At 42.6% G+C, this 23292-nt stretch carries 19 protein-coding genes, 1 tRNA gene and 1 pseudogene; 18 read left to right on the top strand and 3 right to left on the bottom strand.

All coding sequences use genetic code 11. The annotated features are described in order from the left end of the window. Positions 1 to 166: 166 nt before the first annotated feature. From PG840_RS08590 to PG840_RS08570, 5 genes are all read left to right on the top strand, one after another. Positions 167 to 880 (top strand): response regulator transcription factor, encoded by a 714-nt coding sequence (locus PG840_RS08590; RefSeq protein ID WP_008375063.1) that lies wholly within the window; start codon positions 167 to 169, stop codon positions 878 to 880. Further along, positions 867 to 2027, top strand: a complete 1161-nt coding sequence (locus PG840_RS08585; protein WP_270205252.1) for a sensor histidine kinase — start codon at positions 867 to 869, stop codon at positions 2025 to 2027. Before PG840_RS08590 ends, PG840_RS08585 begins: the two co-directional genes overlap by 14 nt. A gap of 69 nt (positions 2028 to 2096) precedes the next feature. Beyond that, positions 2097 to 2762: an ABC transporter ATP-binding protein gene (locus PG840_RS08580; RefSeq protein ID WP_117556084.1), complete on the top strand. Its 666-nt coding sequence runs from the start codon at positions 2097 to 2099 to the stop codon at positions 2760 to 2762. Then, positions 2759 to 5155 (top strand): FtsX-like permease family protein, encoded by a 2397-nt coding sequence (locus PG840_RS08575; RefSeq protein WP_270205253.1) that lies wholly within the window; start codon positions 2759 to 2761, stop codon positions 5153 to 5155. Before PG840_RS08580 ends, PG840_RS08575 begins: the two co-directional genes overlap by 4 nt. 13 nt (positions 5156 to 5168) lie before the next feature. Continuing rightward, positions 5169 to 5411: a hypothetical protein gene (locus PG840_RS08570; RefSeq protein WP_117823178.1), complete on the top strand. Its 243-nt coding sequence runs from the start codon at positions 5169 to 5171 to the stop codon at positions 5409 to 5411. A 19-nt stretch (positions 5412 to 5430) separates the two neighbouring features. Here the strand turns inward: PG840_RS08570 and PG840_RS08565 are convergent. After that, positions 5431 to 5502 (bottom strand) — tRNA-Arg (locus tag PG840_RS08565). 258 nt (positions 5503 to 5760) lie between these two features. Between PG840_RS08565 and PG840_RS08560 the strand changes: the two genes are divergently transcribed. The 6 genes from PG840_RS08560 (at position 5761) to PG840_RS08535 (ending at position 16594) form a co-directional block, all read left to right on the top strand. Continuing rightward, positions 5761 to 6384, top strand: a complete 624-nt coding sequence (locus tag PG840_RS08560) for a hypothetical protein (RefSeq protein ID WP_270205254.1) — start codon at positions 5761 to 5763, stop codon at positions 6382 to 6384. Between the two features lie 252 nt (positions 6385 to 6636). Continuing rightward, on the top strand, positions 6637 to 8403 hold the full coding sequence (argS, locus tag PG840_RS08555) for an arginine--tRNA ligase (RefSeq protein WP_270205281.1): 1767 nt from the start codon (positions 6637 to 6639) through the stop codon (positions 8401 to 8403). Positions 8404 to 8454: 51 nt separating this feature from the next. Further along, positions 8455 to 9600 carry an alanyl-tRNA editing protein gene (locus tag PG840_RS08550; RefSeq protein WP_270205255.1) on the top strand — a complete coding sequence of 382 codons (1146 nt, stop codon included), beginning with the start codon at positions 8455 to 8457 and terminating at the stop codon, positions 9598 to 9600. A 19-nt stretch (positions 9601 to 9619) separates the two neighbouring features. Further along, positions 9620 to 10399, top strand: coding sequence for a CPBP family intramembrane glutamic endopeptidase (locus tag PG840_RS08545; protein WP_270205256.1), 780 nt, complete (start codon positions 9620 to 9622; stop codon positions 10397 to 10399). Between the two features lie 147 nt (positions 10400 to 10546). Further along, positions 10547 to 15082: a glutamate synthase large subunit gene (gene gltB, locus PG840_RS08540; RefSeq protein ID WP_055155606.1), complete on the top strand. Its 4536-nt coding sequence runs from the start codon at positions 10547 to 10549 to the stop codon at positions 15080 to 15082. A gap of 12 nt (positions 15083 to 15094) precedes the next feature. After that, positions 15095 to 16594 carry a glutamate synthase subunit beta gene (locus tag PG840_RS08535; RefSeq protein WP_270205257.1) on the top strand — a complete coding sequence of 500 codons (1500 nt, stop codon included), beginning with the start codon at positions 15095 to 15097 and terminating at the stop codon, positions 16592 to 16594. Positions 16595 to 16698: 104 nt separating this feature from the next. On the opposite strand, the gene PG840_RS08530 is transcribed toward PG840_RS08535, so the two are convergent. Further along, positions 16699 to 17067, bottom strand: coding sequence for a VOC family protein (locus tag PG840_RS08530; RefSeq protein WP_117556070.1), 369 nt, complete (start codon positions 17065 to 17067; stop codon positions 16699 to 16701). Between the two features lie 242 nt (positions 17068 to 17309). Between PG840_RS08530 and PG840_RS08525 the strand changes: the two genes are divergently transcribed. Next, positions 17310 to 18476: a C40 family peptidase gene (locus tag PG840_RS08525; RefSeq protein ID WP_270205258.1), complete on the top strand. Its 1167-nt coding sequence runs from the start codon at positions 17310 to 17312 to the stop codon at positions 18474 to 18476. Between the two features lie 166 nt (positions 18477 to 18642). Here the strand turns inward: PG840_RS08525 and PG840_RS17030 are convergent, their stop codons facing one another. Next, on the bottom strand, positions 18643 to 18855 hold the full coding sequence (locus PG840_RS17030; protein WP_442872506.1) for a zinc-ribbon domain-containing protein: 213 nt from the start codon (positions 18853 to 18855) through the stop codon (positions 18643 to 18645). A 126-nt stretch (positions 18856 to 18981) separates the two neighbouring features. On the opposite strand from PG840_RS17030, the pseudogene PG840_RS08520 reads away from it, so the two are divergent. The 6 genes and pseudogenes from PG840_RS08520 to rpsA form a co-directional block, all read left to right on the top strand. Beyond that, positions 18982 to 19530 (top strand): annotated as a pseudogene (locus PG840_RS08520) (tyrosine-type recombinase/integrase); the annotation flags it as partial. Between the two features lie 155 nt (positions 19531 to 19685). Next, positions 19686 to 20225: an RNA 2'-phosphotransferase gene (locus PG840_RS08515; protein WP_195501796.1), complete on the top strand. Its 540-nt coding sequence runs from the start codon at positions 19686 to 19688 to the stop codon at positions 20223 to 20225. 2 nt (positions 20226 to 20227) lie between these two features. Then, a complete protein-coding gene (locus PG840_RS08510) occupies positions 20228 to 20983 on the top strand; it encodes a metallophosphoesterase (RefSeq protein WP_270613516.1) in 756 nt (251 codons plus the stop codon). Between the two features lie 41 nt (positions 20984 to 21024). Beyond that, positions 21025 to 21162 (top strand): hypothetical protein, encoded by a 138-nt coding sequence (locus PG840_RS08505; RefSeq protein ID WP_156337624.1) that lies wholly within the window; start codon positions 21025 to 21027, stop codon positions 21160 to 21162. Positions 21163 to 21209: 47 nt separating this feature from the next. Then, positions 21210 to 22064 carry a 4-hydroxy-3-methylbut-2-enyl diphosphate reductase gene (gene ispH, locus PG840_RS08500; protein ID WP_055155600.1) on the top strand — a complete coding sequence of 285 codons (855 nt, stop codon included), beginning with the start codon at positions 21210 to 21212 and terminating at the stop codon, positions 22062 to 22064. Further along, positions 22045 to 23124 (top strand): 30S ribosomal protein S1, encoded by a 1080-nt coding sequence (gene rpsA / locus PG840_RS08495; protein WP_008375104.1) that lies wholly within the window; start codon positions 22045 to 22047, stop codon positions 23122 to 23124. Before ispH ends, rpsA begins: the two co-directional genes overlap by 20 nt. The last annotated feature ends 168 nt before the right edge of the window (positions 23125 to 23292 follow it).

The raw sequence follows: 23292 nt of genomic DNA, 5'->3' as shown, positions 1-23292 counted from the left end.
TTTGTGTATACGATGAGCCAAGTGCAGATTTGTGCTTGCACAAGAATCTGTATTTTGCGAATGTACATCACCTGGCTGTTAAGCGAGATGGTGTACAAAGTATACGAATCAAGTAGGAGTCAGCTTACGTAATCATACAATAGAAATAAAGAAAGGAATTCCGAGCATGAACACAGAAATTTTAGTAATTGAAGATGACGACCTGGTAAGACAGGGAATCGTAGACATCCTGGAACTAAAGGGATGGAATGCGGTTGCAGCGAAGTCTTGTAGCGAAGCACTCGTAAGGATTCGAGGAGAAGAATATATGCTGTATGTACTGGATATGAAGCTGCCAGACGGGAACGGAATCATGCTCTGCAGGGAGATCCGCAGATATACAGACAATCCCATTCTTTTCTTATCAGCCTATGACAGTGAAGAATTTATCGTAGAAGGATTTGAAGCGGGAGCAAATGACTATGTGATCAAGCCTTTCCGCACATTTGAATTTATTGCGAGAATCAAGGCTTTGCTGCGACGTACCGGTATGCAAAACGGCAAGAAAGTGAAAAAAGGAATCAAAAGCGGAGAATATGAACTGGATTTGCAGAAGCAGATTTTGCAGAAGGATGGTGTCCGAATCGATCTTACAAGGACCGAATATCAGATTCTGTGCAGCCTTCTTGCAAACGCACCGAATCTTGTTGCGAGGGAGTTCCTGTTGGACACGATCTGGGATTTCAATGAAAATTATATCGATGACAATACCTTGTCTGTACATATGAACAGGCTGAGAAAGAAGCTGACTGCAGAAAATGAGCAGGATCCGATTGAGACAAAGCGTGGAGTCGGTTATGCATGGACGCTGAAAGCTGAGGATGTGTATGATGAGATCTGAGAGAAAGACGGAGAAATGGAAAATACCGGGAAAATGGACTCTGATTTTTCTTTTGATATTGCTGGCTTTTTATAGATACCAGAATATTCTTGCAGAAAATTATGAAAGACAGGTTGTTTCCTGGATCGGACAGACAGAAAAAGACAGAACGGTTTCTGCCTTTACAGAACCGGATGAAGAAGCATATCAGAAGGGCTGCGAGGCATTGAAAGAGGCAGGGTATGAAGAGACAGGAAAAATCTGGCTAGAAAAGAGAATCCGAAGTTACGGAATAGGTGTGTTTGTGGCTGCGATCGGCATCCTCTGCATTGTTGGTCTGCTGACAGAACTGCACATGGAGAAAAGACGGAAAAAAGCACTGGATAATCAATTGGTAGAAAAAGACAGGGAACTGGAAGCAAAGCTGGCGGAAGAAAAAGAATTTCTGCATCGTGACCGGCAGAAAATGGGAACTTACATGGAAAATATTTCCCATCAGCTAAAAACACCGATTGCGGGAACACTTCTGAATCTGGAGGTGCTTCTTGTGACAGAAGAGGATGAAAAACGGTATCAGAAGCTGGAAGACTGTGTGAAAAAGGTGCAATGGATGTCCGATATGACGATCGTGCTTCTTAGGCTTGCGCAGATTGATTCCGGGAAAATCTGGATGAAGCGGAAAAAAGAAAATCTGACCGGACTGATCGAAGAATGTATAGACAGAACACAGCCTTTAGCGGAAGAAAAAGGAGTTGGATTTGAAATGGATGTTCCAAAAGAATGCCTGCTTTCCTGCGACGGATTCTGGCTGAAAGAGGCAATGGAAAATGTACTGAAAAATGCCGTAGAATATGCAGATACAGGAAGCCTGATTCAGATTCTGCTGAAAGAAGATACGGACTATTATAAGCTGTATATCACCAATCGGGGAAAACGGATTAAAGAAGAGAAAAGAGAGCTGATTTTTGACCGTTTCTACCAGATGGAACAGGGAAGTGGAATCGGAATTGGTCTGCATTTGGCAAGGGAAATTGTCACGCTCCATCAGGGAACACTGAAGGTTGTGGATCGAAGCGGCTTGGAGGAGGCGACAACCTTCCAGTTTATACTGCCGAAGATGATCGCAAAAGATCATGCACAGGAAGAAATAAATCTTACGATTTCGTAAGATTGGGGTAAGTGAATCGAAAGACTGATCTGATATAGTAAGACTAACAAATGAAGGAGGTGGCAGAAGATGAAAACCGTAATCAGACTGGACAAGGTAAGCAAAAGCTATACCCTTGGTGAAAAGAAAATCACAGCATTAAAGGAGTTTTCTTTTGAAGTGAAAAGCGGTGAATTTGTGGCAGTGATGGGACGAAGCGGATCCGGGAAATCTACTTTTCTTAAGATTGCAGGAACACTGGAAAAGCCAGATACCGGAGCAGTCTTCCTGAATGGAATACAGATTAACGGGCTTTCCCAAAAGAAGATCTGCAAGATCCGGCAGAAGAAAATCGGGTTTATTTTCCAACAGTATCAGTTACTGCCGGAGTATACGATCTGGGATAATGTATGCATGCCGCTTTATATCGCGCATACGGTACCGGATAAAGCTTATATCCGACAGCTTCTTGAAAAGGTCGGATTATGGGACAGGAACGGAGATTATCCGGATCAGTTATCTGGTGGAGAGCAGCAGAGAGTGGCAATTGCCCGTGCAATGGCAGCAAAGCCGGGAGTGATCCTTGCGGATGAACCGACCGGGAATCTGGACTATCAGACTGGACAGGAGATCATGAAACTGATCTGCGCATCCAGAGAGCTTTACCGTCAGACAATTGTCATGGTGACACATGATATGGACAGTGCCAATTATGCGGACAGGATTGTGTATATGGAAGATGGTGCATTGCGATGAAAAGAGAGAAAAGACATGGAATTGAACGGGAACTCAGTATAAAAAGAATCCGCAGCCAGAAGAAATACAGTATCTTGATAGTCTCAGTCCTGCTTCTTACCTGCACACTGATTCAGATTGGTTTTCAGATGTCGGAAGGACTGAAAGCCGCATATATCGAGAATCGTAAAGCAGTATATGGGGAGTGGGAACAGGTATTTTTGGATATGGATGAAAGCTCGGTAAAAGTAGCAGAAGAGAATCCATTTCTTGCACAGACCGGGAAAATAAGTATCTATGGGGCGATCGCCGGAGATTATCTGGAAAACCGTCAGATGAATATCGGGACAATGGACGAGACGGCGTGGAAGCTTGGCAGACTGGAAATGAAAGAAGGACGCCTGCCGGAAAATGAGCATGAGATCGTAATGGAATACAGTACACTTCGCTCACTTGGATATGAGGAGATGCTTGGAAAAAAGATTACACTGGATATTACACCGGCGCTTTCCATTCTGGAGCAGGGGGAATCAAAAAGCTATTCGTATACTTTATGCGGGATTCTAAAAGATTATCAGATAAACTGGGAAATCTGCAACCGGCATCGGTTTCCAACTGGAATTGTGACACAGGAAGGCGGGAACAGGATTGGCTCTGTTCAGGATATGCATATGCTTGTAAAAGCGAAAGAGGGCAGTGAAAGTGTTTATAAAGATCTGAAAGACAGCGAAGAATTTACCAGCGGCATGGATGACAATGTGGAACAGGATAAACTTTCTGATGCAAGTCTTCCGTATATGGATTTTCTGGAAAATATCCGTTTGCTGATTGGTGGTGCGTCGATCTGTATCCTGTTTCTTACGGTATCGCGTTCGATTATCTCAAGAGAACAGTTCTGGAGGTTCCTGGATGCACTTGGAATGAGAAGAGGGCAGATGTACCAGATTATTTTCTGGGAAGCAGTTCTGTTTGGTGCAGGAGCTGTTATTGTTGGAAATCTTGCAGGGATTGGGATTTACCAGCTGGTTATCCCTGCTTTTGAAAAGATAACCGAGCAGACATTACCACAGGCGATTGCATGGGAAGGAGTCCTTTTTGGAACTGGCTTCAGTATCTTATGTATTGCTGCAAGTTATGGGCTCAGTGCAGTACAGCTTCGAATACTTCTGAAAGAAAAAAAGAAGAAAGTTCAGAAAAGAAGGGGAAAGTACAGGAAGATCGTCCGGTTCACGCCGGGAAGAGTTTTACTTCATAAATGGCAGATGCATCGTGTGCGTAAGAGTGTAGAAATTGTTCTTCTGGCAAGTGCTTTGCTGATCGTGGGATTTGGAAAGATGGAAATATCAACCAGACAGGAAGAACTGAAAGTATATCAAAGGCTGACAGGAAATGGATACTATTTGAGTACAATGGAGATTACGAATTCTCCGGGAATTTCCAGGCAGACAGTTGATAAACTGGAACAGGTTGCCGGAGTAACTTCTGTAGAACAATATCATAACAATGAAAAAGAGGAGTTCTGGATTGATCTGTCAGAATATGTTGAAAGCGAGTATTTTCAGAAAGTAGTCGAAACATTGGTGGCATATCTGAATGAGACATCAATAAAGGAAAAGATATCTATTGAGAAAGTAAGATTGTCTTTGCTTACAATAGACAGATGGCAGGATATACAGCGTTTTCTGAGAAATCTGGATGAAGGCAGCCTGACAAAAGAAGAATTTGAACAGGGAGATTTTTGCATTCTGGATCTTACAGAGTTGCAGGAATATGACGGAAAATATCTGAGTGCATTCAGCCCGGACGGACAAGGAATATCAGAAGATACGGTACAGGTTGGTGATGAACTTCCGGTTTATACATTGAATGAGAATGGAAGTAGAAACGAAAATCCGATTCCAGTAACAGCGATTTTACGTGGCATGAAGGAAGAAGATGTGCGGAATCCACAGATAGGTGGATCTGGTATATCGATGATTGTTGGAAAGAATTTCTGGAAGAAATTTGGGAAAAGCAGAATTATGGAATATGATCAGATCGTAAAAATTCTGGTATCGGATGATGCGGATGCGTATGATACGGAAGGGCATATTCTAAGTATTTTAAAACAGGGAACAGCTGTAAATGTGCAGAATAACCATGAAGAGTATAAGAAAATACGTCAGGAATTATATTCCTTTATAGGAATGTACAGCATTTTTGCAGTGTTTTACATGATTCTGATTTCCATAGTTTTGTATCAGATGTTTCTTGCGGAGAAGCAGGAAGAAAAAAGAGAAGGGGAAATCTTACAGTCACTTGGAATGGAAGAAAAGTTCCTGAAGAAAATGCATCGGATAGAAGTTCTTTGGATGACGGGATGCGCAGGAGTGATTGGAGTTCTTACGTTATGGGGTGCTTGCCGACTGATATAGAGGAGGCTTCAAGATGAAGAAAACCTATATCCTATATTGCTGCATAATCAGCGTTATTCTAATGCCGTTCAAATGGTTTGCACCGGAGAATATGACGGATTTATCGGAATGGGGATTTAAGTGTATTTCCAATCCGGTTGGAATCGAGTTGCTCATTATTGGTGTTCTGCTGATTCAGGCAAAGCGTATAGAAGCAAAAGAACGGATTCAGATGGGAATTGGATTAGTGGCAATAAAAAAGACTGTCAAGCCATAAAAGCTTCACAGTCTTTTCACGTCCCTGATCAGAATCGAACTGACGCACCCGCCTCCGGAGGGCGGTGCTCTATCCACTGAGCTACAAGGACATTTACTAATATAGCACTTGCCCAGAAAAAAATCAAGAAGAAATTTCGAACAGGACAAGTAAAACGGGATGAACAGAATAGCAGCCGAAATACCATTTGAAAGTGATTTGATACACAGAGTGGGCATCAGCATAAAGCAATTTTAATGCAGAAAAAGAATAAATAATCGCTTCGACAAAACCAGTCAAAACAAGTCTTTCTTCGCTATTGACGTAAAAGCGGGCATTGCGTATGATAGGTGGCAAAGGAGGAAATGCCATGTCGGAAGAAAAAAGGATGCCCGTCCTTACAGGCCAAAAGAAGCAGATTTTCTACACTGGTCTTGTGTATCTGCTGGTCTGCTTTATGACGGCGGGAGTCACCGTTTTTCTTACGAAAGAGAAAAAAGATGAGGTAAAAGAAGTAAGTGCAGTTGTTACAGAAGAGCCAAAAGTAAATACCGGATACGCAGCGATGGAAGCCAATCCACTTCTGGAGAACCGGGACGAAGAGCTTGCGGATGCAGTAGAAGCATACTATCAGGAACTTTCCGGAAAAGAAGCCTATGCCGAAGCATACGATGGGATTGCGATTTACACGAAAGACGGCAAAGCAAAAGGCAGCAGGATCCTGTATGTACGGTACAATATGAAGATCCGTGGAATTTACACTGAAGTACCGGGACTTGAAACCTTATATGCGGTCAAGGACAAAGATGGAAAATTCGATATTCAGGCAGAGATCTCTGACGAGCAGATTCAGACGATAATTGAAGAAGTTTCCGCACAGACAGATGTGCAGGAGCTGTTTGCACAGGTAGAAGCGGATTATGAACAGGCACTTGGTTCAGATGCAATGCTCGCACAGGCGGTGGAAGATCTGAAAAATGCAGTGGATCAGTAACACTGTAAATACAGCGAGCCAGTAACGTCTGAAAAAAGCGGTAAAGTCTATGAAAAAATGTTGTGCGTCAGCAGAAGTGGATGCTATCTTGCCAAAAATTCATAAAGAATGCAGAATTTCAGGTAACATCCAGTCTCCGGATTACGATTTTCTATTGCGCTTACATAAGGATTCAGATATAATAAATAAAGCGGCGCAGGCAAAGAGTCTGCGCTAACGTTTATGATGAAAAAGAGAGGAACGATCGATACTATGAAGAAGATCCTGGATCTGATTACAGAAGAAATGGAACAGGCATTTGCAGATGCCGGATACGAGAAAGAACTGGCGCGTGTTACACTTTCTAACCGCCCGGATTTATGTGAATATCAGTGCAACGGTGCGATGGCAGGTGCAAAAAAGTACCACAAAGCACCGATCATGATCGCAGAAGAAGTTGTGGCAAAGATTCCGGAGAACGGATATATCAGCGGAGCAGAAGCAGTTAAGCCAGGTTTCATCAACCTGAAGACCAACCCGGCAGCAGTCGCAGATTATCTGAACCAGATGGAAGCAGACGAAAAGCTCGGCGTGGAAGAAGTAGAGAATCCAAAGACAATCGTCATTGATTACGGCGGACCGAACGTGGCAAAACCGCTTCACGTCGGACATCTCCGTTCCGCGATCATCGGAGAAAGCGTAAAGAGAATCACCCGTTTTATGGGCAATAAAGTAATTGGTGATATCCACCTTGGAGACTGGGGATATCAGATGGGACTGATCATCACAGAACTGAAGAAGCGCCAGCCGGATCTTCCGTATTTTGATGATAATTTCACCGGAGAATATCCAAAAGAAGCACCATTTACCATCAGTGACCTGGAGGAAATCTATCCGGCAGCGTCCGCTTATGCAAAAGAGCATGATGATTACAGAGAAGAAGCATTGGATGCGACCTTCCAGCTGCAGAGCGGAAAGCGCGGTTACCGTGCAATCTGGGATCATATTATGAATGTGTCTGTGACAGACTTAAAGAAAAACTATGCGAACCTGAATGTCGAATTTGACCTCTGGAAAGGGGAATCTGACGCACAGAGATACATTCCGGATATGGTGGAAAGGCTGAAGAAGGAAGGATATGCGCATATTGATAACGGAGCACTCGTGGTAGATGTCAAAGAAGAGACCGATACCAAAGAGATCCCACCGTGTATGATCCTGAAGTCCGACGGTGCAGCACTTTATGATACCACAGACCTTGCAACACTGGTAGAGCGTGAAGAACTGTTCCAGCCGAACGAAGTCATCTATGTAGTTGACAAGCGTCAGGAACTGCATTTTGTACAGGTATTCCGCTGCGCAAAGAAGACCGGCATTGTAAAAGAGGATACAAAACTTACTTTCCTTGGATTTGGTACGATGAACGGAAAAGACGGAAAACCGTTCAAGACCAGAGAAGGCGGCGTTATGCGTCTTGAGAACCTGATCCGCGAGATTACAGAAAAGATGTATGAAAAGATCACAGAGAACCGTACAGTATCGGAAGAGGAGGCAAAAGCAACAGCGAAGATGGTCGGAATGGCTGCGATCAAATACGGAGACCTCTCCAACCAGGCAGCAAAAGACTATGTATTCGATGTAGACAGATTCACTTCTTTTGAAGGAAATACAGGTCCGTACATCCTGTACACCATCGTTCGTATCAAATCAATCCTGAACAAGTACAAAGAATCAGGAAAGAGTATGGACGATATCAAGATCCTTCCGGCTACAAGTGAGAGCGAAAAGGCTCTGATGCTGGAAGCTGCGAAGTTTGGCAGTGTGATGGAGAATGTATACGAAGAACTTGCACCACACAAGATTTGCGCATATATTTATGATCTTGCAAATGCATTTAACCGTTTCTACCATGAGACAAAGATCCTGGCAGAAGAGGATGAACAGAAGCAGAAGAGCTACATTGCCCTTCTCACGCTTACAAGAGACATTCTGACAACCTGCATCGATCTGCTTGGATTTGAAGCACCGGAGAGAATGTAAAAAAGCAGAAGCATCAGAAGTAATGACAATACGATAAAGAGGCGAGGACATATGACAGAGAAATTGTTTTACACAGACAGTCACCAGCAGGAATTTACTGCGGAGGTTGTGTCCTGCCGCCCGTGTGATAACGGATATGAGGCAGTTCTTTCAAGAACTGCCTTTTTTCCAGAAGGCGGCGGTCAGGCAGCAGATACCGGAGTGATTGACGGGATCAGAGTATATGATGTACAGGAAAAAGGAGAACAGATCTTCCACTATCTGGAAGGAGAACTGGAAGAAGGAAAGACCGTGACCGGTCAGATCGACTGGGACAAACGTTTTTCACGGATGCAGCAGCACAGCGGAGAACATATCGTATCGGGAATTGTTCATGCACGTTTTGGATATGATAATGTGGGATTCCATTTGAATGATGAGTTGTGCACTCTGGACTTAAGTGGCCCGCTCACGAAGGAGGAGCTTCGCGAGGTGGAAAATGCGGCAAATGAAGCGGTATTTGCAAATGTACCGGTTCAGATAAGTTATCCGTCCAAAGAAAAATTGAAGACGTTGGATTACCGCAGTAAGATAGAGATTGACGGACAGGTGCGTATCGTGACGATACCGGGATATGACGTGTGTGCCTGTTGTGCACCGCATGTGTATTTTACCGGAGAGATCGGTCTTATCAAACTGGTGCAGAGTCAGAATTATAAAGGCGGTATCCGGATCACTATGCTGTGCGGAAGAAGGGCACTGAAGGATTATCAGCAGAAAGAAGAAAGCGTGAAGGCGATCATGGGAAGCCTTTCAGCGAAGGAAGAATTGATTGCTGAGGCAGTTGAACGCGTAAAAGAGGAATGTACACAGCTGAAGAGTGAACTTGCAGAGACAAGATATCAGATTCTTGAAGCACAGGCAGAAAAAATTCCGGATGGACAGAAAAAGGTCTGTATTTTTGATAGCAAATTAAGTGGGAATGAACCACGTGAGCTTATGAACCTTGTACTGAAAAAAGGAACAGAAGTATGTGCGGTATTTGCAGGAAACGAAGAGAGTGGATATCGTTATGTGATCGGCAGTGAGACAGAGGATGTGCGCCCGTACAGCAAGATCCTCAAAGAACAGTTTGACGGAAGAGGCGGTGGAAAACCGGTCATGGTACAGGGTTCTGTAAATGGAAGTGAAGAGGCAATCCGAAAAGTTTTTGAGTAAGAGAAGGCGGAGATGAAGAATGCGAGACAGGAAAACAGGGAGAATTATCTGGTATTTGTTCAGTGCGGTTCTGATCAAATGGGGCGTTGAGATTGCAGTCGCTACATTTGCCCTTTCCTGTGGTCTGCACAGCAACATGGGAATCGGGGCGATATCTTCGATCATTACGATTCCGATGATTGGGTGGATCTACAGGAAGGATCAGGGACGTTACGAAAAAGAGCAGGAATCCTGGTGGAAATATAAAGCCGCTTCCGGATACGGAATGTGGTTTGTCATGCTTCTTGGCGCAGTGACTGCATGTGTGGCAATGAATGATATTGTCATGTTGATGAATATGCAGAAGATCAGCAGAGTTTACCAGAGCATGGAGCAGACCATCTACAGTACGCCACGCTGGCTTCAGATGGTGGGAGCCGGAATGCTGGCTCCGATTGCGGAAGAACTTGTTTATCGGGGCATGATCTATCGGCGGATGAGAGAGAGCCTCACAGCCATGCAGGCAGGTGTGTTTGTGTCAATCCTGTTTGGAGTGGGGCATGGTAATCTGCCACAGGGACTTTACGCGATGGTACTTGGATTTCTGCTTGCCGGTATTTATGAGAAATTCCGGAATATTGCAGCTCCAGTCCTGTTCCATATTGTTGTGAATATTACGTCATTATTGCTTTCGTGGTATGGAGGCTTTGAATGGATCCTGGGAACAGAGGGAAAAGCAGTTGGAATTACTGTACTGGCTACGTTGATTACTGTTATAATTTATGTAAAAATAAAAAATATAAGACAGGAAATACGATAATTAACTGAAAAATACTGGAAAAGTTCGCGAAATAAATAATATCTGACAATTTCTGTATAATTAGGGGTTTACTTTTGCAGACAAATGCTGTATAGTGTTAAATCATAAAAGCAACAACAAAACCGTTTTACAGAAAGGGCAGGTTATATGAGCGTAATACAACAAAATACAGAACAAGGCTTATACAGCCCTGATTTTGAGCATGACAACTGCGGTATCGGAGCTGTTGTGAACATCAAAGGGCAAAAGAGTCATGATACAGTCGCAAATGCGCTGAAAATCGTAGAAAATCTTGAACATAGAGCTGGCAAGGATGCCGAAGGGAAGACAGGAGACGGTGTAGGAATACTGTTACAGATTTCGCACAAGTTCTTTACAAATGTCTGTCGTCCCCTCGGCATCTTTTTAGGTTCTGAGAGAGATTACGGTGTGGGAATGTTTTTCTTCCCACAGGACGAACTGAAAAGGAATCAGGCAAAAAATATTTTCGAAGTCATTGTCGAAAAAGAAGGACTGAAATTCCTTGGATGGAGGGAAGTGCCGATCCGTAAAGAGATCCTTGGAAAGAAAGCACTCGAATGCATGCCGTGCATTATGCAGGGATTTATCGAACGACCGAAAAAAGTAAAACAAGGACTGGATTTTGACCGCAGACTTTATGTGGTAAGAAGAGTCTTTGAACAGAGCAGTGATGATACCTATGTAGCATCCCTGTCAAGCAGAACCATCGTGTACAAAGGAATGTTCCTTGTAAAACAGCTCCGGATGTTCTTTGAAGATCTGCAGAACCCGGATTATGAATCTGCAATTGCAGTTGTACATTCCAGATTCAGTACAAACACTAATCCCAGCTGGGAAAGAGCACATCCGAACCGTTTCATCGTACATAACGGAGAAATCAATACCATTCGTGGCAATGCAGATAAGATGCGGGCCAGAGAGGAAAACATGGAATCCGAGCATCTGGAAGGAGAGCTTTATAAAGTCCTTCCGGCAATCAATACCGCAGGTTCCGATTCTGCCATGCTGGATAACACGCTGGAATTTATGGTGATGAGTGGTATGCCGCTTCCGTTGGCAGTTATGATCACTATTCCGGAGCCATGGGCACAGAATGCAACGATGTCACAGAAAATCAAGGATTTCTATCAGTATTACGCAACGATGATGGAGCCATGGGACGGACCGGCATCCATCCTGTTCTCAGATGGAGATATTTTAGGAGCCGTACTTGACCGAAATGGACTCAGACCTTCCAGATATTACATCACAGATGATGACACACTGATCCTTTCTTCTGAGGTTGGTGTTCTGGATATCCCGCCGGAGAAGATCGTAGTCAAAGAAAGAATCCATCCAGGTAAGATGCTTCTTGTTGATACCGTTCAGGGGCGTGTAATCGACGACCAGGAACTGAAAGAAGAATATGCGGCAAGACAGCCTTATGGCGAATGGTTGAACAGTCAGTTGGTCAATTTAAGCGATTTAAAGATCCCGAATCAAAAAGTACCGCAGTATTCTAGAGAAGAATGCCAGAGACTGCAGAAAGCATTTGGATATTCTTACGAAGAAGTGAAGACTTCTATTTTAAATATGGCAATGAATGGAAGCGAAGGAATCGGAGCCATGGGTATCGATGCACCACTTGCCGTTCTTTCTGAGCAACATCAGTCTCTGTTTGGATATTTCAAACAGTTATTTGCACAGGTAACGAACCCGCCGATCGACGCGATCCGTGAAAAAATCGTGACTTCGACAACGGTATATGTCGGAGAAGAAGGAAATCTTCTGGAACAGAAAGAAGAAAACTGTCATGTACTAAAGATCAACGATCCGATCCTGACAGATACCGATCTCCTGAAGATCCGTAACATGAAAGTCGACGGTTTCCGTGTGGCAGAAATTTCTACTACCTATTATAAAAATTCCAGCCTGGAAAAAGCGATCGATTATCTGTTTATTCAGGTAGACCGTGCGATCCGTGAAGGTATGAATATCCTGATCTTAAGCGACAGAGGTGTTGATGAATATCATATTGCGATCCCGTCTCTGCTTGCAACCTCAGCGGTTCATCAGCATCTGGTAAGAACTAAGAGAAGAACAGAGGTTGCCATGATCCTTGAGACCGGAGAACCAAGAGAAGTACATCATTTCGCAACGCTTTTGGGATATGGTGCATCTGCGATCAACCCGTATCTTGCACATGAATCGATCAAACAGCTGATCGATACAGATATGCTTCAGAAAGATTATTATGCAGCAGTCAATGACTATAATGAAGCTGTTATAAGCGGAATTGTCAAAATTGCATCGAAGATGGGAATTTCCACGATCCAGTCTTATCAGGGATCCATGATCTTTGAAGCGATTGGATTAAAACCGGAATTCATTGAAAAATATTTCACCGGAACTGTCAGCCGTGTCGGTGGTATCGGACTGGAAGAAATTGCAAAAGATTATATGGCAAGGCATTCCGAGGCCTTTGATCCGCTGGGACTTTCCGTAGATCTGACGTTGAACAGTGTGGGACAGCACAAGTCGAAGAGCGGTGGTGAAAAGCATCTGTACAACCCGAGAACGATCCATATGCTCCAGCAGTCCACAAGGCGCGGGGATTATGAAATGTTCAAGCAGTACACGCAGATGGTTGATGAAGAATCCAAAGGAATCACACTCCGTGGACAGATGGACTTCAATTATCCAAAGAAAGGAGTTCCGCTTTCAGAAGTAGAGAGTGTGGATTCGATCGTGACCAGATTCAAGACCGGTGCAATGTCTTACGGATCGATTTCAAAGGAAGCACACGAAACCCTTGCCCTTGCAATGAATGCACTGCACGGTAAGTCAAACTCCGGTGAAGGCGGAGAGGATATCGAGCGCCTTGGAACCGACAGAGGCTCTGCGATCAAACAGGTTGCCAGTGGACGTTTTGGTGTTACAAGCAGATATCTTGTCAGTGCAAAAGAGATCCAGATCAAGATGGCGCAGGGAGCAAAACCTGGAGAAGGTGGACATCTGCCGGGGGGAAAGGTTTACCCTTGGGTAGCAAAAACCAGACATTCTACGCCGGGTGTGGGACTGATCTCACCGCCGCCGCATCACGATATTTACTCGATCGAAGATCTGGCACAGCTGATCTATGACTGTAAAAATGCAAACAAGGATGCAAGAATTTCTGTCAAACTGGTCTCTGAAGCCGGTGTCGGAACGGTTGCAGCGGGTGTTGCAAAAGCTGGGGCCGGACTGGTTCTGATCTCCGGTTATGACGGAGGTACAGGAGCAGCACCGAGAAGTTCTATCCATAATACCGGACTTCCGTGGGAGCTTGGACTTTCTGAAACACATCAGACACTGATCCAGAACGGACTGAGAGAAAGAGTCCGTATCGAGACAGACGGTAAGCTGATGAGTGGTCGTGATGTGGCGATTGCAGCACTTCTCGGTGCAGAGGAATTTGGATTTGCGACGGCACCGCTTGTAACCATGGGGTGCGTAATGATGCGTGTATGTAACCTGGATACCTGTCCGGTCGGAATTGCAACCCAGAATCCGGAACTGAGAAAGAGATTTGCCGGAAAACCAGAATATGTCATCAATTTCATGCGTTTTATCGCGGAAGAATTAAGAGAATATATGGCAAAACTTGGTATTCGTACTGTGGATGAACTGGTGGGAAGGACAGACCTTCTGAAAGTGAGAGATGTGCCGACATCCAAACGTGCCGCAACACTGGATCTTTCCAGAATCCTCAATAATCCGTATGCAAAAGAGAAGAAAGGCATGATCTTCAATCCGAAGAAAGTCTTTGATTTTGAACTAAATAAAACACTGGATGAAAGAGTTCTGGTAAAGGAACTTCTCCCGTCACTGGAAAAGAAACAGAAGAGAATCCTGGAGCTGGATGTAAAAAATACAGACCGTACATTCGGCACAATCTTCGGTTCTGAGATTACAAGACGTTATCCGGACGGACTGGAAGAAGACAGCTATGTGCTGAAATGTAAGGGCGCAGGCGGACAGTCATTCGGAGCATTTATACCAAAAGGTCTGACACTGGAACTGACCGGTGACAGCAATGATTACTTTGGAAAAGGACTTTCCGGTGGTAAACTGATCGTTTATCCGCCGACTGGTGTGAAATTTAAAGCTGATGAAAATATTATTATTGGTAACGTAGCGCTTTATGGTGCAACAAGCGGAAAAGCCTATATCAATGGTGTGGCAGGCGAACGTTTCTGTGTCCGTAACTCCGGAGCAACAGCGGTTGTAGAAGGGGTCGGTGATCATGGATGCGAATATATGACTGGTGGACGGGTTGCAATTCTTGGCAAGACCGGAAAGAACTTTGCAGCAGGTATGAGTGGCGGTGTTGCTTACGTTCTGGATATGGACAGTGATCTTTATACAAAAGTCAACAAACAGATGGTTAATATCGAAAAAGTAACATCTAAGTTCGATGTATCTGAATTGAAAGGTATGATCGAAGAACATGTAGCAGCAACCAATTCCGAGACGGGAAAAGAAATCCTGGATCATTTCAAAGAATACCTGCCGAAGTTTAAGAAGATCATTCCGCGTGATTACGAGAGAATGCTGACCCGCATCCTTCAGCTGGAAGAAAAAGGTCTCAGCAGCGAACAGGCAAAAACCGAAGCATTTTATGCGATCAAAGAAGGAAGATAGGAGGCCAAAAACGTGGGAAAAGCAACAGGATTTATGGATTATGACAGACGCGATGCAGAGTGCGAATCTCCAAAAGAGAGAATTAAGCATTTCCGGGAATTCCACACGCCTCTGTCAAAAGAAGAGCAGGAAATACAGGGCGCCAGATGTATGGCATGCGGCGTCCCGTTCTGCCAGGCGGGACAGATGATCGCAGGGATGGCAAGCGGCTGTCCTCTGCATAATCTGGTGCCGGAGTGGAATGACCTGATTTATCACGGCAACTGGGAAGAGGCATATTACCGGCTGAAAAAGACAAACAATTTTCCGGAATTTACTTCCAGGGTATGCCCGGGACTTTGTGAGGCGGCATGTACCTGCAACCTGCACGGAAGCCCTGTGACGACTAAAGCAAATGAATATGGGATTATTGAAAATGCTTACGAAAAGGGATATGCAAAAGCATGTCCGCCGAAAGCGCGTACCGGCAAAAAGATAGCGATAATCGGTTCCGGACCTTCCGGTCTCACAGTCGCAGATCAGTTAAATAAACGAGGACATCTGGTAACAGTATTTGAGCGGGAAGATAAGCCGGGTGGACTTCTCCGCTATGGAATCCCGAATATGAAGCTGGAAAAACAGTTCATCGACCGGAAACTTGCAGTAATGGAAGAAGAAGGCATCTGTTTTGAAACTGGCTGCAATATTGGAAAAGATAAGAAATCTGCAGAACTTCTGAAAGCGTTTGACCGGGTGGTGCTTTGTTGCGGTGCATCCCATCCGCGTGATATAAAAGTACCCGGAAGAGATGCGAAAGGAATCTACTTTGCAGTAGATTTTCTGAAATCAACTACGAAATGTCTCTGGAAAAATGAGATGCAGTTGAAAGAAGGCGAATATATTTCTGCAAAGGGCAAAAATGTAATTGTCATCGGTGGTGGCGATACGGGAAATGACTGTGTTGGAACGTCGATCCGTCATGGTGCAAAATCCGTTCTTCAGCTGGAAATGATGCCGAAACTTCCGGATGAGAGAAGCGCTATGAATCCATGGCCGGAGTGGCCGAGAGTCTGCAAGACAGACTATGGTCAGCAGGAAGCAATTGCTCTCTGGGGACATGATCCGAGGGTTTATCAGACAACGGTAAAGGAATTTGTTAAAGATAAGAATGGAAATCTTTGCAAGGTGGTTCTTGTGAAACTGGAAAGCAAGAAGGATGAAAAGACCGGACGTATGATGATGGCAGAGGTTTCAGAAAGTGAGTACACGGTAAATGCAGAACTGGTGCTGATCGCAGCGGGGTTCCTCGGAAGTGAAGATTATGTGACAAAGGCATTCGGTGTGGAAGTCAATGAGCGCACGAATGTTAAAACAGCTCCGGGTGAGTATAAAACGAATGTGCCGAATATATTTACGGCAGGAGATATGCACAGAGGACAGTCGCTGGTTGTGTGGGCAATCCGGGAAGGAAGAGAAGCGGCACAGCAGATAGATCTGGATCTGATGGGGTATACGAATCTGTCAGTACAGTAATTAGTGGCGTTTGATTTTATGAAGGCGTAGCCCGCCGCAAGGTGTAGGAAGTGGTTCCTGCACCTTGCGGCGGGCTACGCCTTTAATGAAAATGTGCAATAGATTTATTTTTCAGGTACGATTTCTAACCAGTAGCCGTCTGGGTCTTCGATGAAGTAGATGCCCATGGACTCATTTTCGAAACAGACGCAGTTCATTTCTTTATGGTGTGCGAGGGCGGCATCCATGTCGTCTACAGTGAAGGCGAGGTGGATTTCGTTGTCACCGAGGTCGTATGGGCGGTCCATGTCGCGAAGCCAGGTGAGCTCGAGCTGATGAACGGAGCTTCCATCACCGAGGTAGACGAGCTTAAAACTTCCGTCAGCAGCATCTTTTTCGCGGACTACGGTGAGTCCGAGTGCATCTTTGTAGAATTGAATTGATTTTTCAAGGTCACGTACATTTAAGTTGTTATGGTTGAATTTGAAATTCATAGTGGAATCCTTCTTTCTTATTTAGTATTCTAGATTTATTGATTATGAAGTCAGTTTAGCATAAATAATAAGGATTACGCAAGGAATGGTTATTAGGAGTGATAACGAAAATATCAGTATATTATGATACCCTAGTAGAATATTACAAAAATGTTAAATTGTATTGCAAAAAATAGAAAAATGGTATATAATCGACCACAGGGTTAGGAAAATAATTAGTAAAAAATATAGGATGGGTGATTATGATAAAATTTAAACAAGTATTTTTGGCATCTGTTCTTGCAAGTTCAATGGTAGTTACGCCAGTATTTGCAGATGATGTCAGCAATCTGCAGAATAGTAAAAATGCAGCACAGAGTGAAGTGAATTCTCTTCAGTCAGAATTGCAGACACTAATTGAAAAAATGAGTAAGCTGGAAGATGATCTGGTGTCAACAGGTCAGCAGATCACACAGGCACAGGATGATCTTACTGTTGCTAAAGAAAAAGAACATCAGCAGTACGAAGATATGAAGAAGCGTATCAAGTATATGTATGAAGAAGGCAACTCGACTGCGATTGAGACTCTGATCAGTGCTGAGAATTTCTCAGATTTGCTTAACAAAGCAGAGTATGTTCAGAACGTACATAGTTATGACAGAAAGCAGCTTCAGGAATATATTGATACCAAGCAGCAGATTGCAGATCTGAAAGCACAGCTTGAAGAAGATCAGGCGAATCTGGAGTCTATGCAGTCTGATTATGAGGCAGAGCAGACGACGCTGAGTAATACGCTGGAATCTAAGAAAGAAGAAGTCGCAGATCTGGATCAACAGCTTCAGGCAGCTGTAGCAGCAGCTGAAGCAAAGAGGCAGGCAGAAGAAGCTGCAAAGGCAGCAAAAGCAGCTGAGTCAACAAAGTCAAATTCGACCGTTGCATCGACAAGCAACAGTGGTTCACAGACTGTAGGTAATACAACAAATAACAATAATAACAACACAACCGTTACACCGAGTGCACCAAGTACACCAAGTACCCCGACAGTGACTCCGGATACAAGTAATAATAACAGCAGTAGTGATAACGGTGGAAGTACATATGGCAACGGAAGCGCTATTTTAAGTGCAGCAGCAGCATACCTTGGAGTTCCTTATGTATGGGGCGGTACTTCGGGAAGTGGTGTTGATTGTTCAGGTCTTGTATACCTGGCACATCAGGCATGTGGTATTCCAATTACACGTAACTCATACAGTCAGGGAAGTGGCGGACAGGCAGTGTCAGACCCACAGCCAGGTGATGTTGTATGTTACGGAGGACATGTGGGAATCTACGCAGGAGGCGGACAGATGATTCATGCACCGCAGCCGGGTGAGGTCGTATGTTATACAAGTGTTAATTATGCATACCACTGGTATAGAAGATACTGGTAAGTAGGCTGTAAGTAAAAGTTTTTTCACGGAAATCGATGAAAACGTACATAATTCCATGAGAAGTTAAATGTTGATTTTTGATGAAAAATTGAAAAACGTACAAAATAAAAGAGATTTTCATTTGGCATATGTCATTTGAAAATCTCTTTTTTTGAAACTATTTCATTTACATTAGAAAAATTTTTTTTCTGCGACGTCCTTTGCAATAAGGGCAGGATTCCCGATGTCTCTTTTGATAGAAGACTTTATCAGCAGGACTTAAGGGATATTTATGATCAGAACTTCTTTTACAATTCCACCAAACCTTTTGTGAATATGCATCTAATATTTTATCGGGATTTACAAGGTAATAGTTTGCAATAAAATCCCAATCTTCCATTAAATCAGAATGAAGCGCGGCGAAGGATATTTTTCCAGGAAGTGCTTTACGACCGGAACAATAAGGGCAATCTGTAACTCCATTTATAACTTCGATGATTCGAGCAGGATAATTACCGTGACAAGTAGGACAACAATGGATTTTCATCATCAGTTAAAGGGCGCAATATTAGATGCAGTAGATGAAGGATTGATTGAACGTGATCCGACAAGAAAGGCAATAATTAAAGGAAAAACACCGGCAATTAAGAAAATCAAGTATTTGAATCAGTTTGAATTACACAATTTATTGGCATCACTAGAGCTGAAAGATAAGGTGGATTGGGACTATTTTATTTTGTTGGTTGCAAAAACAGGAATGAGATTTTCTGAACTAATTAAGCAATTGCCAGAGGATAAGCCAATTTTTGTTGATGGGGCAGTATACAATTCAATAGTAAACAATATACTTGCAAGACACTGTAAAGAATGCAATATACCAGTAATATCAATTCATGGATTGCGGCATACGCATGCGTCTTTGCTGCTGTTTACAGGCGTATCTATTGCTAGTGTCGCAAGAAGATTGGGACATTCGAGTATGACAACAACACAGAAAACATATTTACATATTATTCAGGAATTGGAAAATAAAGATATTGATTTAGTTATGCGTTCATTATCAAGTTTAAGTTAACGAATTACACGGCTTGCGTTGATTAAGAGTGATAAGAAAATGACCTGATTTATTTATACAAAAATTGGTATAGATAAGTTGGGTCATTTATTGTGCAGTATATTTGATTATGGTAATATAAAGATATGAATTTTCCAAAAGAAAAGAGAATGAAAATGAATTTAACAAGTACAAGTAAATTTGTAAGTTTAATCCTGCGCCATAAACCAGAAACAATTGGAATCCAATTGGATGAACATGGTTGGGCAAATGTAGACGGACTGATTGCCGGAATTTCCAAAACGCGTAAATTTAACAGAGAAATACTGGAAGAAATTGTTCGGACAGATAATAAGCAAAGATTTACCTTTAATGAAGATAAAACAAAGATTCGGGCAAATCAGGGACATTCGATTCCTGTTGATGTAGAATTACCAGCAGCAATACCGCCTGAAACGCTCTGGCATGGAACTGGAGAAAAATATGTTGCATCCATTGATCAACAAGGATTGATTCCAAAGGGTAGGTTATATGTGCATTTATCATCAGACGCAGCTACAGCTACGAAAGTTGGTTCACGTCACGGGAAACCAGTGCTTTATACCGTAAAAGCAAAAGAAATGCATGACGATGGATATAAATTCTATTTATCAAAAAATGGAGTGTGGTTAACGAAAGAAGTACCCGTAAAATATTTGATCAAAGAGGAGCAGTAAGGATGATTTATATAACCGGTGACTGTCACGCTGATTTTACCAGGTTCAATACTAAAATTTTCCCGGAACAATATGAAATGACAAAAGATGATTATGTCATTATCTGCGGTGATTTTGGCGGAGTATGGAATCGCTTTGAAGAAAATAAACATGAGAAGCATTGGATGGACTGGCTGGAAGATCGGCCTTTTACAACTCTTTTTTGTGAGGGGAACCATGAGAATTTTGACAGGCTTTACAGCTATCCTATAGAAAAATGGAATGGTGGAAATGTACATAAGATTAGACCTTCGGTGATCCATCTCATGCGAGGACAGGTTTTTCAACTTTGCGGAAAGAAATTCTTTGTATTTGGCGGAGCAAAAAGTCATGATATAGAAGGTGGAATACTTGATCCAGAAGCACCGGATTTCAAGAAGAAAAAGAAAGAACTGGATAAGGAATGGCTGTCGTATCGTGTGAATCACATTTCCTGGTGGAAAGAAGAAATGGCTTCAAATGAGGAAATGGAAGAAGGATTAAGAAATTTATCTCAGTATAACAATGAGGTAGATTTTATTATCAGTCATTGTTGTGCTACAAGTACTCAGGCACAATTTGTAGATAAGACTTTTTCAGCAGATTCCATGACAGATTATCTGGAGTTAGTGAAGCAGCGGGTAAATTTTAAGAAGTGGTTCTTTGGTCATTATCATGATAATAAGAATATTGGACCGAAAGAAATACTGATATATGAGCAGATTATTCGGATACTGTGAGAAATTATAATTTGTGTATGACGAAGGGAGATTTTCGACATATGTGTAAATTGATGGAAGAATATGAGAAACGTACACTGAACCGGTTCATGAAAAAACTTACTGTTCCGGGCGAAAAATGTAATCTGAAGATGCGGATGAATCTGCGCTATGCATGTTTCAAATTTCTAAGTATGTAAAAAGAATCACTTATCAGAAAAATAAAAACAACAGGAGGAACCTAAAAATGGAAGTAATACGCGCAAAAAGTGCCGGATTCTGCTTTGGTGTAAAACGCGCTGTCGATACAGTATATGAGCAGGTTGAAAAACAGATGGGAAAACAGATCTATACTTATGGTCCGATCATCCATAATGAAGAGGTTGTAAAGGACATGGAAGCACATGGTGTAAAAGTCCTGCGCGGTGAGGAAGAACTGAAAGGTCTGGAAGAAGGACTGGTGATCATCCGCTCTCATGGTGTTCCAAAGAGAATCTGTGATCTAATGGATGAAAAAGGCATCGAATATGTAGATGCAACCTGTCCGTTTGTGAAAAGAATCCATAAGATTGTTGCCGAAGAAAGTAAAAAAGGCAGCCGGATCATTATCATTGGTAATCCGGATCACCCTGAGGTTGAAGGAATCCGGGGATGGGCAGGAGAAAATGTAACCGTTATAAAAAATGCAGAAGAAGCAGAAAAATTTGAAAATACTACATCCGAAAGAATTTGTATTGTGTCTCAGACGACATTTAATTACAATAAATTCAAAGATTTAGTTGAAATTATTTCAGAAAAGGGTTATGATATAAGTGTTTTAAATACGATTTGTAATGCAACCAGAGAGCGTCAGACAGAAGCAAGGAGCATTGCAAAAGAGGTGGATGCTATGATTGTAATCGGAGACAAACATAGTTCCAATACCCAGAAACTGTATGAAATATGCAGCAGGGAATGTCACAATACGTACTATATACAGACACTTGACGATTTTGATATGAATCAATTAAGGTCCGTGGAAACAGTAGGTATTACAGCAGGGGCATCCACGCCCAACAATATAATTGAGGAGGTTCAAAATAATGTCAGAATTAACTTTTGAACAAATGTTAGACGAGTCATTTAAAACAATTCATAATGGAGAGGTCGTAGATGGTACTGTAATTGATGTTAAGCCAGATGAAATCATCTTAAATATAGGATACAAAGCAGACGGTATCATCACCAGAAGTGAATATACCAATGATAACAGTGTAGATCTTACAACTGTTGTTTCTGTTGGTGATCCGATGACTGTTAAAGTACTGAAAGTCAATGATGGAGAAGGACAGGTTCTTCTTACATACAAGAGACTTGTTGCAGAAAAAGGTAACGAAAGATTAAAAGAAGCATTCGAAAACAAAGAAGTCCTGAAAGCACCGGTTACTCAGATTCTTGGCGGTGGATTAAGCGTTGTTGTAGATGAAGCAAGAGTATTCATCCCGGCAAGTCTTGTATCAGATACTTACGAAAAAGACCTTTCTAAGTACAAAGATCAGGAAATCGAATTTGTTATCAGCGAATTCAATCCAAGAAGAAACCGTATCATCGGTGACAGAAGACAGCTTCTTGTTGCTGAAAGAGCAGAAAAGCAGAAAGAACTCTTCGCTAAACTTAAAGTCGGTGATGTGATCGAAGGAACAGTTAAGAACGTAACAGATTTCGGTGCATTTATCGATCTCGGCGGAGTAGACGGACTTCTTCATATCTCTGAGATGTCATGGGGAAGAGTTGACAATCCGAAGAAAGTATTCACAGTTGGTGAAACTCTTAAAGTCCTTGTTAAAGATATCCATGATACAAAAGTTGCACTCAGCTTAAAATTCCCGGAGACAAATCCATGGGCTAACGCAGCTGAGAAGTACGCTGTAGGTACAGTTGTAACAGGAAAAGTTGCAAGAATGACAGACTTTGGTGCATTCGTAGAACTCGCTCCTGGAGTAGATGCACTCCTTCATGTATCACAGATCTCAAGAGCACATGTTGAAAAACCTTCAGACGTACTTTCTGTAGGTCAGGAGATTACAGCTAAGATCGTAGATCTTAACGAAGCTGACAAGAAGATCAGCCTTAGCATGAAAGCACTTGAAAATGCAGAAGCTCAGGAAGAAACTGAAGAATAATTAAATAAGATATACAAGGATAGAGACTGATTGAAGTCTCTATCTTTTGTTTGAAAAAACTAGTAGACATAACTAACTACAGCTGAAAAAGTTTTCGGATCCATAAGTGATCTCGATAAGTAAGATGAAAAATTTTACCGAATAGTCAGAAAATTCACAAAGAGAGGT

The organism is Coprococcus sp. AM97-35, assembly GCF_027697525.1.
Lineage (GTDB): Bacteria > Bacillota > Clostridia > Lachnospirales > Lachnospiraceae > Allocoprococcus > Allocoprococcus comes.
The sequence above is the reverse complement of the archived record's forward strand: the minus strand, read 5'-3'. Positions and strand labels throughout refer to the sequence as shown.

Bases quoted from the DNA above. Each gene is read 5' to 3' on its own strand.
- PG840_RS08590 (WP_008375063.1), top strand. From the start codon at position 167: ATGAACACAGAAATTTTAGTAATTGAAGATGACGACCTGGTAAGACAG.
- PG840_RS08585 (WP_270205252.1), top strand. From the start codon at position 867: ATGATGAGATCTGAGAGAAAGACGGAGAAATGGAAAATACCGGGAAAA.
- PG840_RS08580 (WP_117556084.1), top strand. From the start codon at position 2,097: ATGAAAACCGTAATCAGACTGGACAAGGTAAGCAAAAGCTATACCCTT.
- PG840_RS08575 (WP_270205253.1), top strand. From the start codon at position 2,759: ATGAAAAGAGAGAAAAGACATGGAATTGAACGGGAACTCAGTATAAAA.
- PG840_RS08570 (WP_117823178.1), top strand. From the start codon at position 5,169: ATGAAGAAAACCTATATCCTATATTGCTGCATAATCAGCGTTATTCTA.
- PG840_RS08560 (WP_270205254.1), top strand. From the start codon at position 5,761: ATGTCGGAAGAAAAAAGGATGCCCGTCCTTACAGGCCAAAAGAAGCAG.
- argS (WP_270205281.1), top strand. From the start codon at position 6,637: ATGAAGAAGATCCTGGATCTGATTACAGAAGAAATGGAACAGGCATTT.
- PG840_RS08550 (WP_270205255.1), top strand. From the start codon at position 8,455: ATGACAGAGAAATTGTTTTACACAGACAGTCACCAGCAGGAATTTACT.
- PG840_RS08545 (WP_270205256.1), top strand. From the start codon at position 9,620: ATGCGAGACAGGAAAACAGGGAGAATTATCTGGTATTTGTTCAGTGCG.
- gltB (WP_055155606.1), top strand. From the start codon at position 10,547: ATGAGCGTAATACAACAAAATACAGAACAAGGCTTATACAGCCCTGAT.
- PG840_RS08530 (WP_117556070.1), bottom strand. From the start codon at position 17,067: ATGAATTTCAAATTCAACCATAACAACTTAAATGTACGTGACCTTGAA.
- PG840_RS08525 (WP_270205258.1), top strand. From the start codon at position 17,310: ATGATAAAATTTAAACAAGTATTTTTGGCATCTGTTCTTGCAAGTTCA.
- PG840_RS17030 (WP_442872506.1), bottom strand. From the start codon at position 18,855: ATGGAAGATTGGGATTTTATTGCAAACTATTACCTTGTAAATCCCGAT.
- PG840_RS08515 (WP_195501796.1), top strand. From the start codon at position 19,686: ATGAATTTAACAAGTACAAGTAAATTTGTAAGTTTAATCCTGCGCCAT.
- PG840_RS08510 (WP_270613516.1), top strand. From the start codon at position 20,228: ATGATTTATATAACCGGTGACTGTCACGCTGATTTTACCAGGTTCAAT.
- PG840_RS08505 (WP_156337624.1), top strand. From the start codon at position 21,025: ATGTGTAAATTGATGGAAGAATATGAGAAACGTACACTGAACCGGTTC.
- ispH (WP_055155600.1), top strand. From the start codon at position 21,210: ATGGAAGTAATACGCGCAAAAAGTGCCGGATTCTGCTTTGGTGTAAAA.
- rpsA (WP_008375104.1), top strand. From the start codon at position 22,045: ATGTCAGAATTAACTTTTGAACAAATGTTAGACGAGTCATTTAAAACA.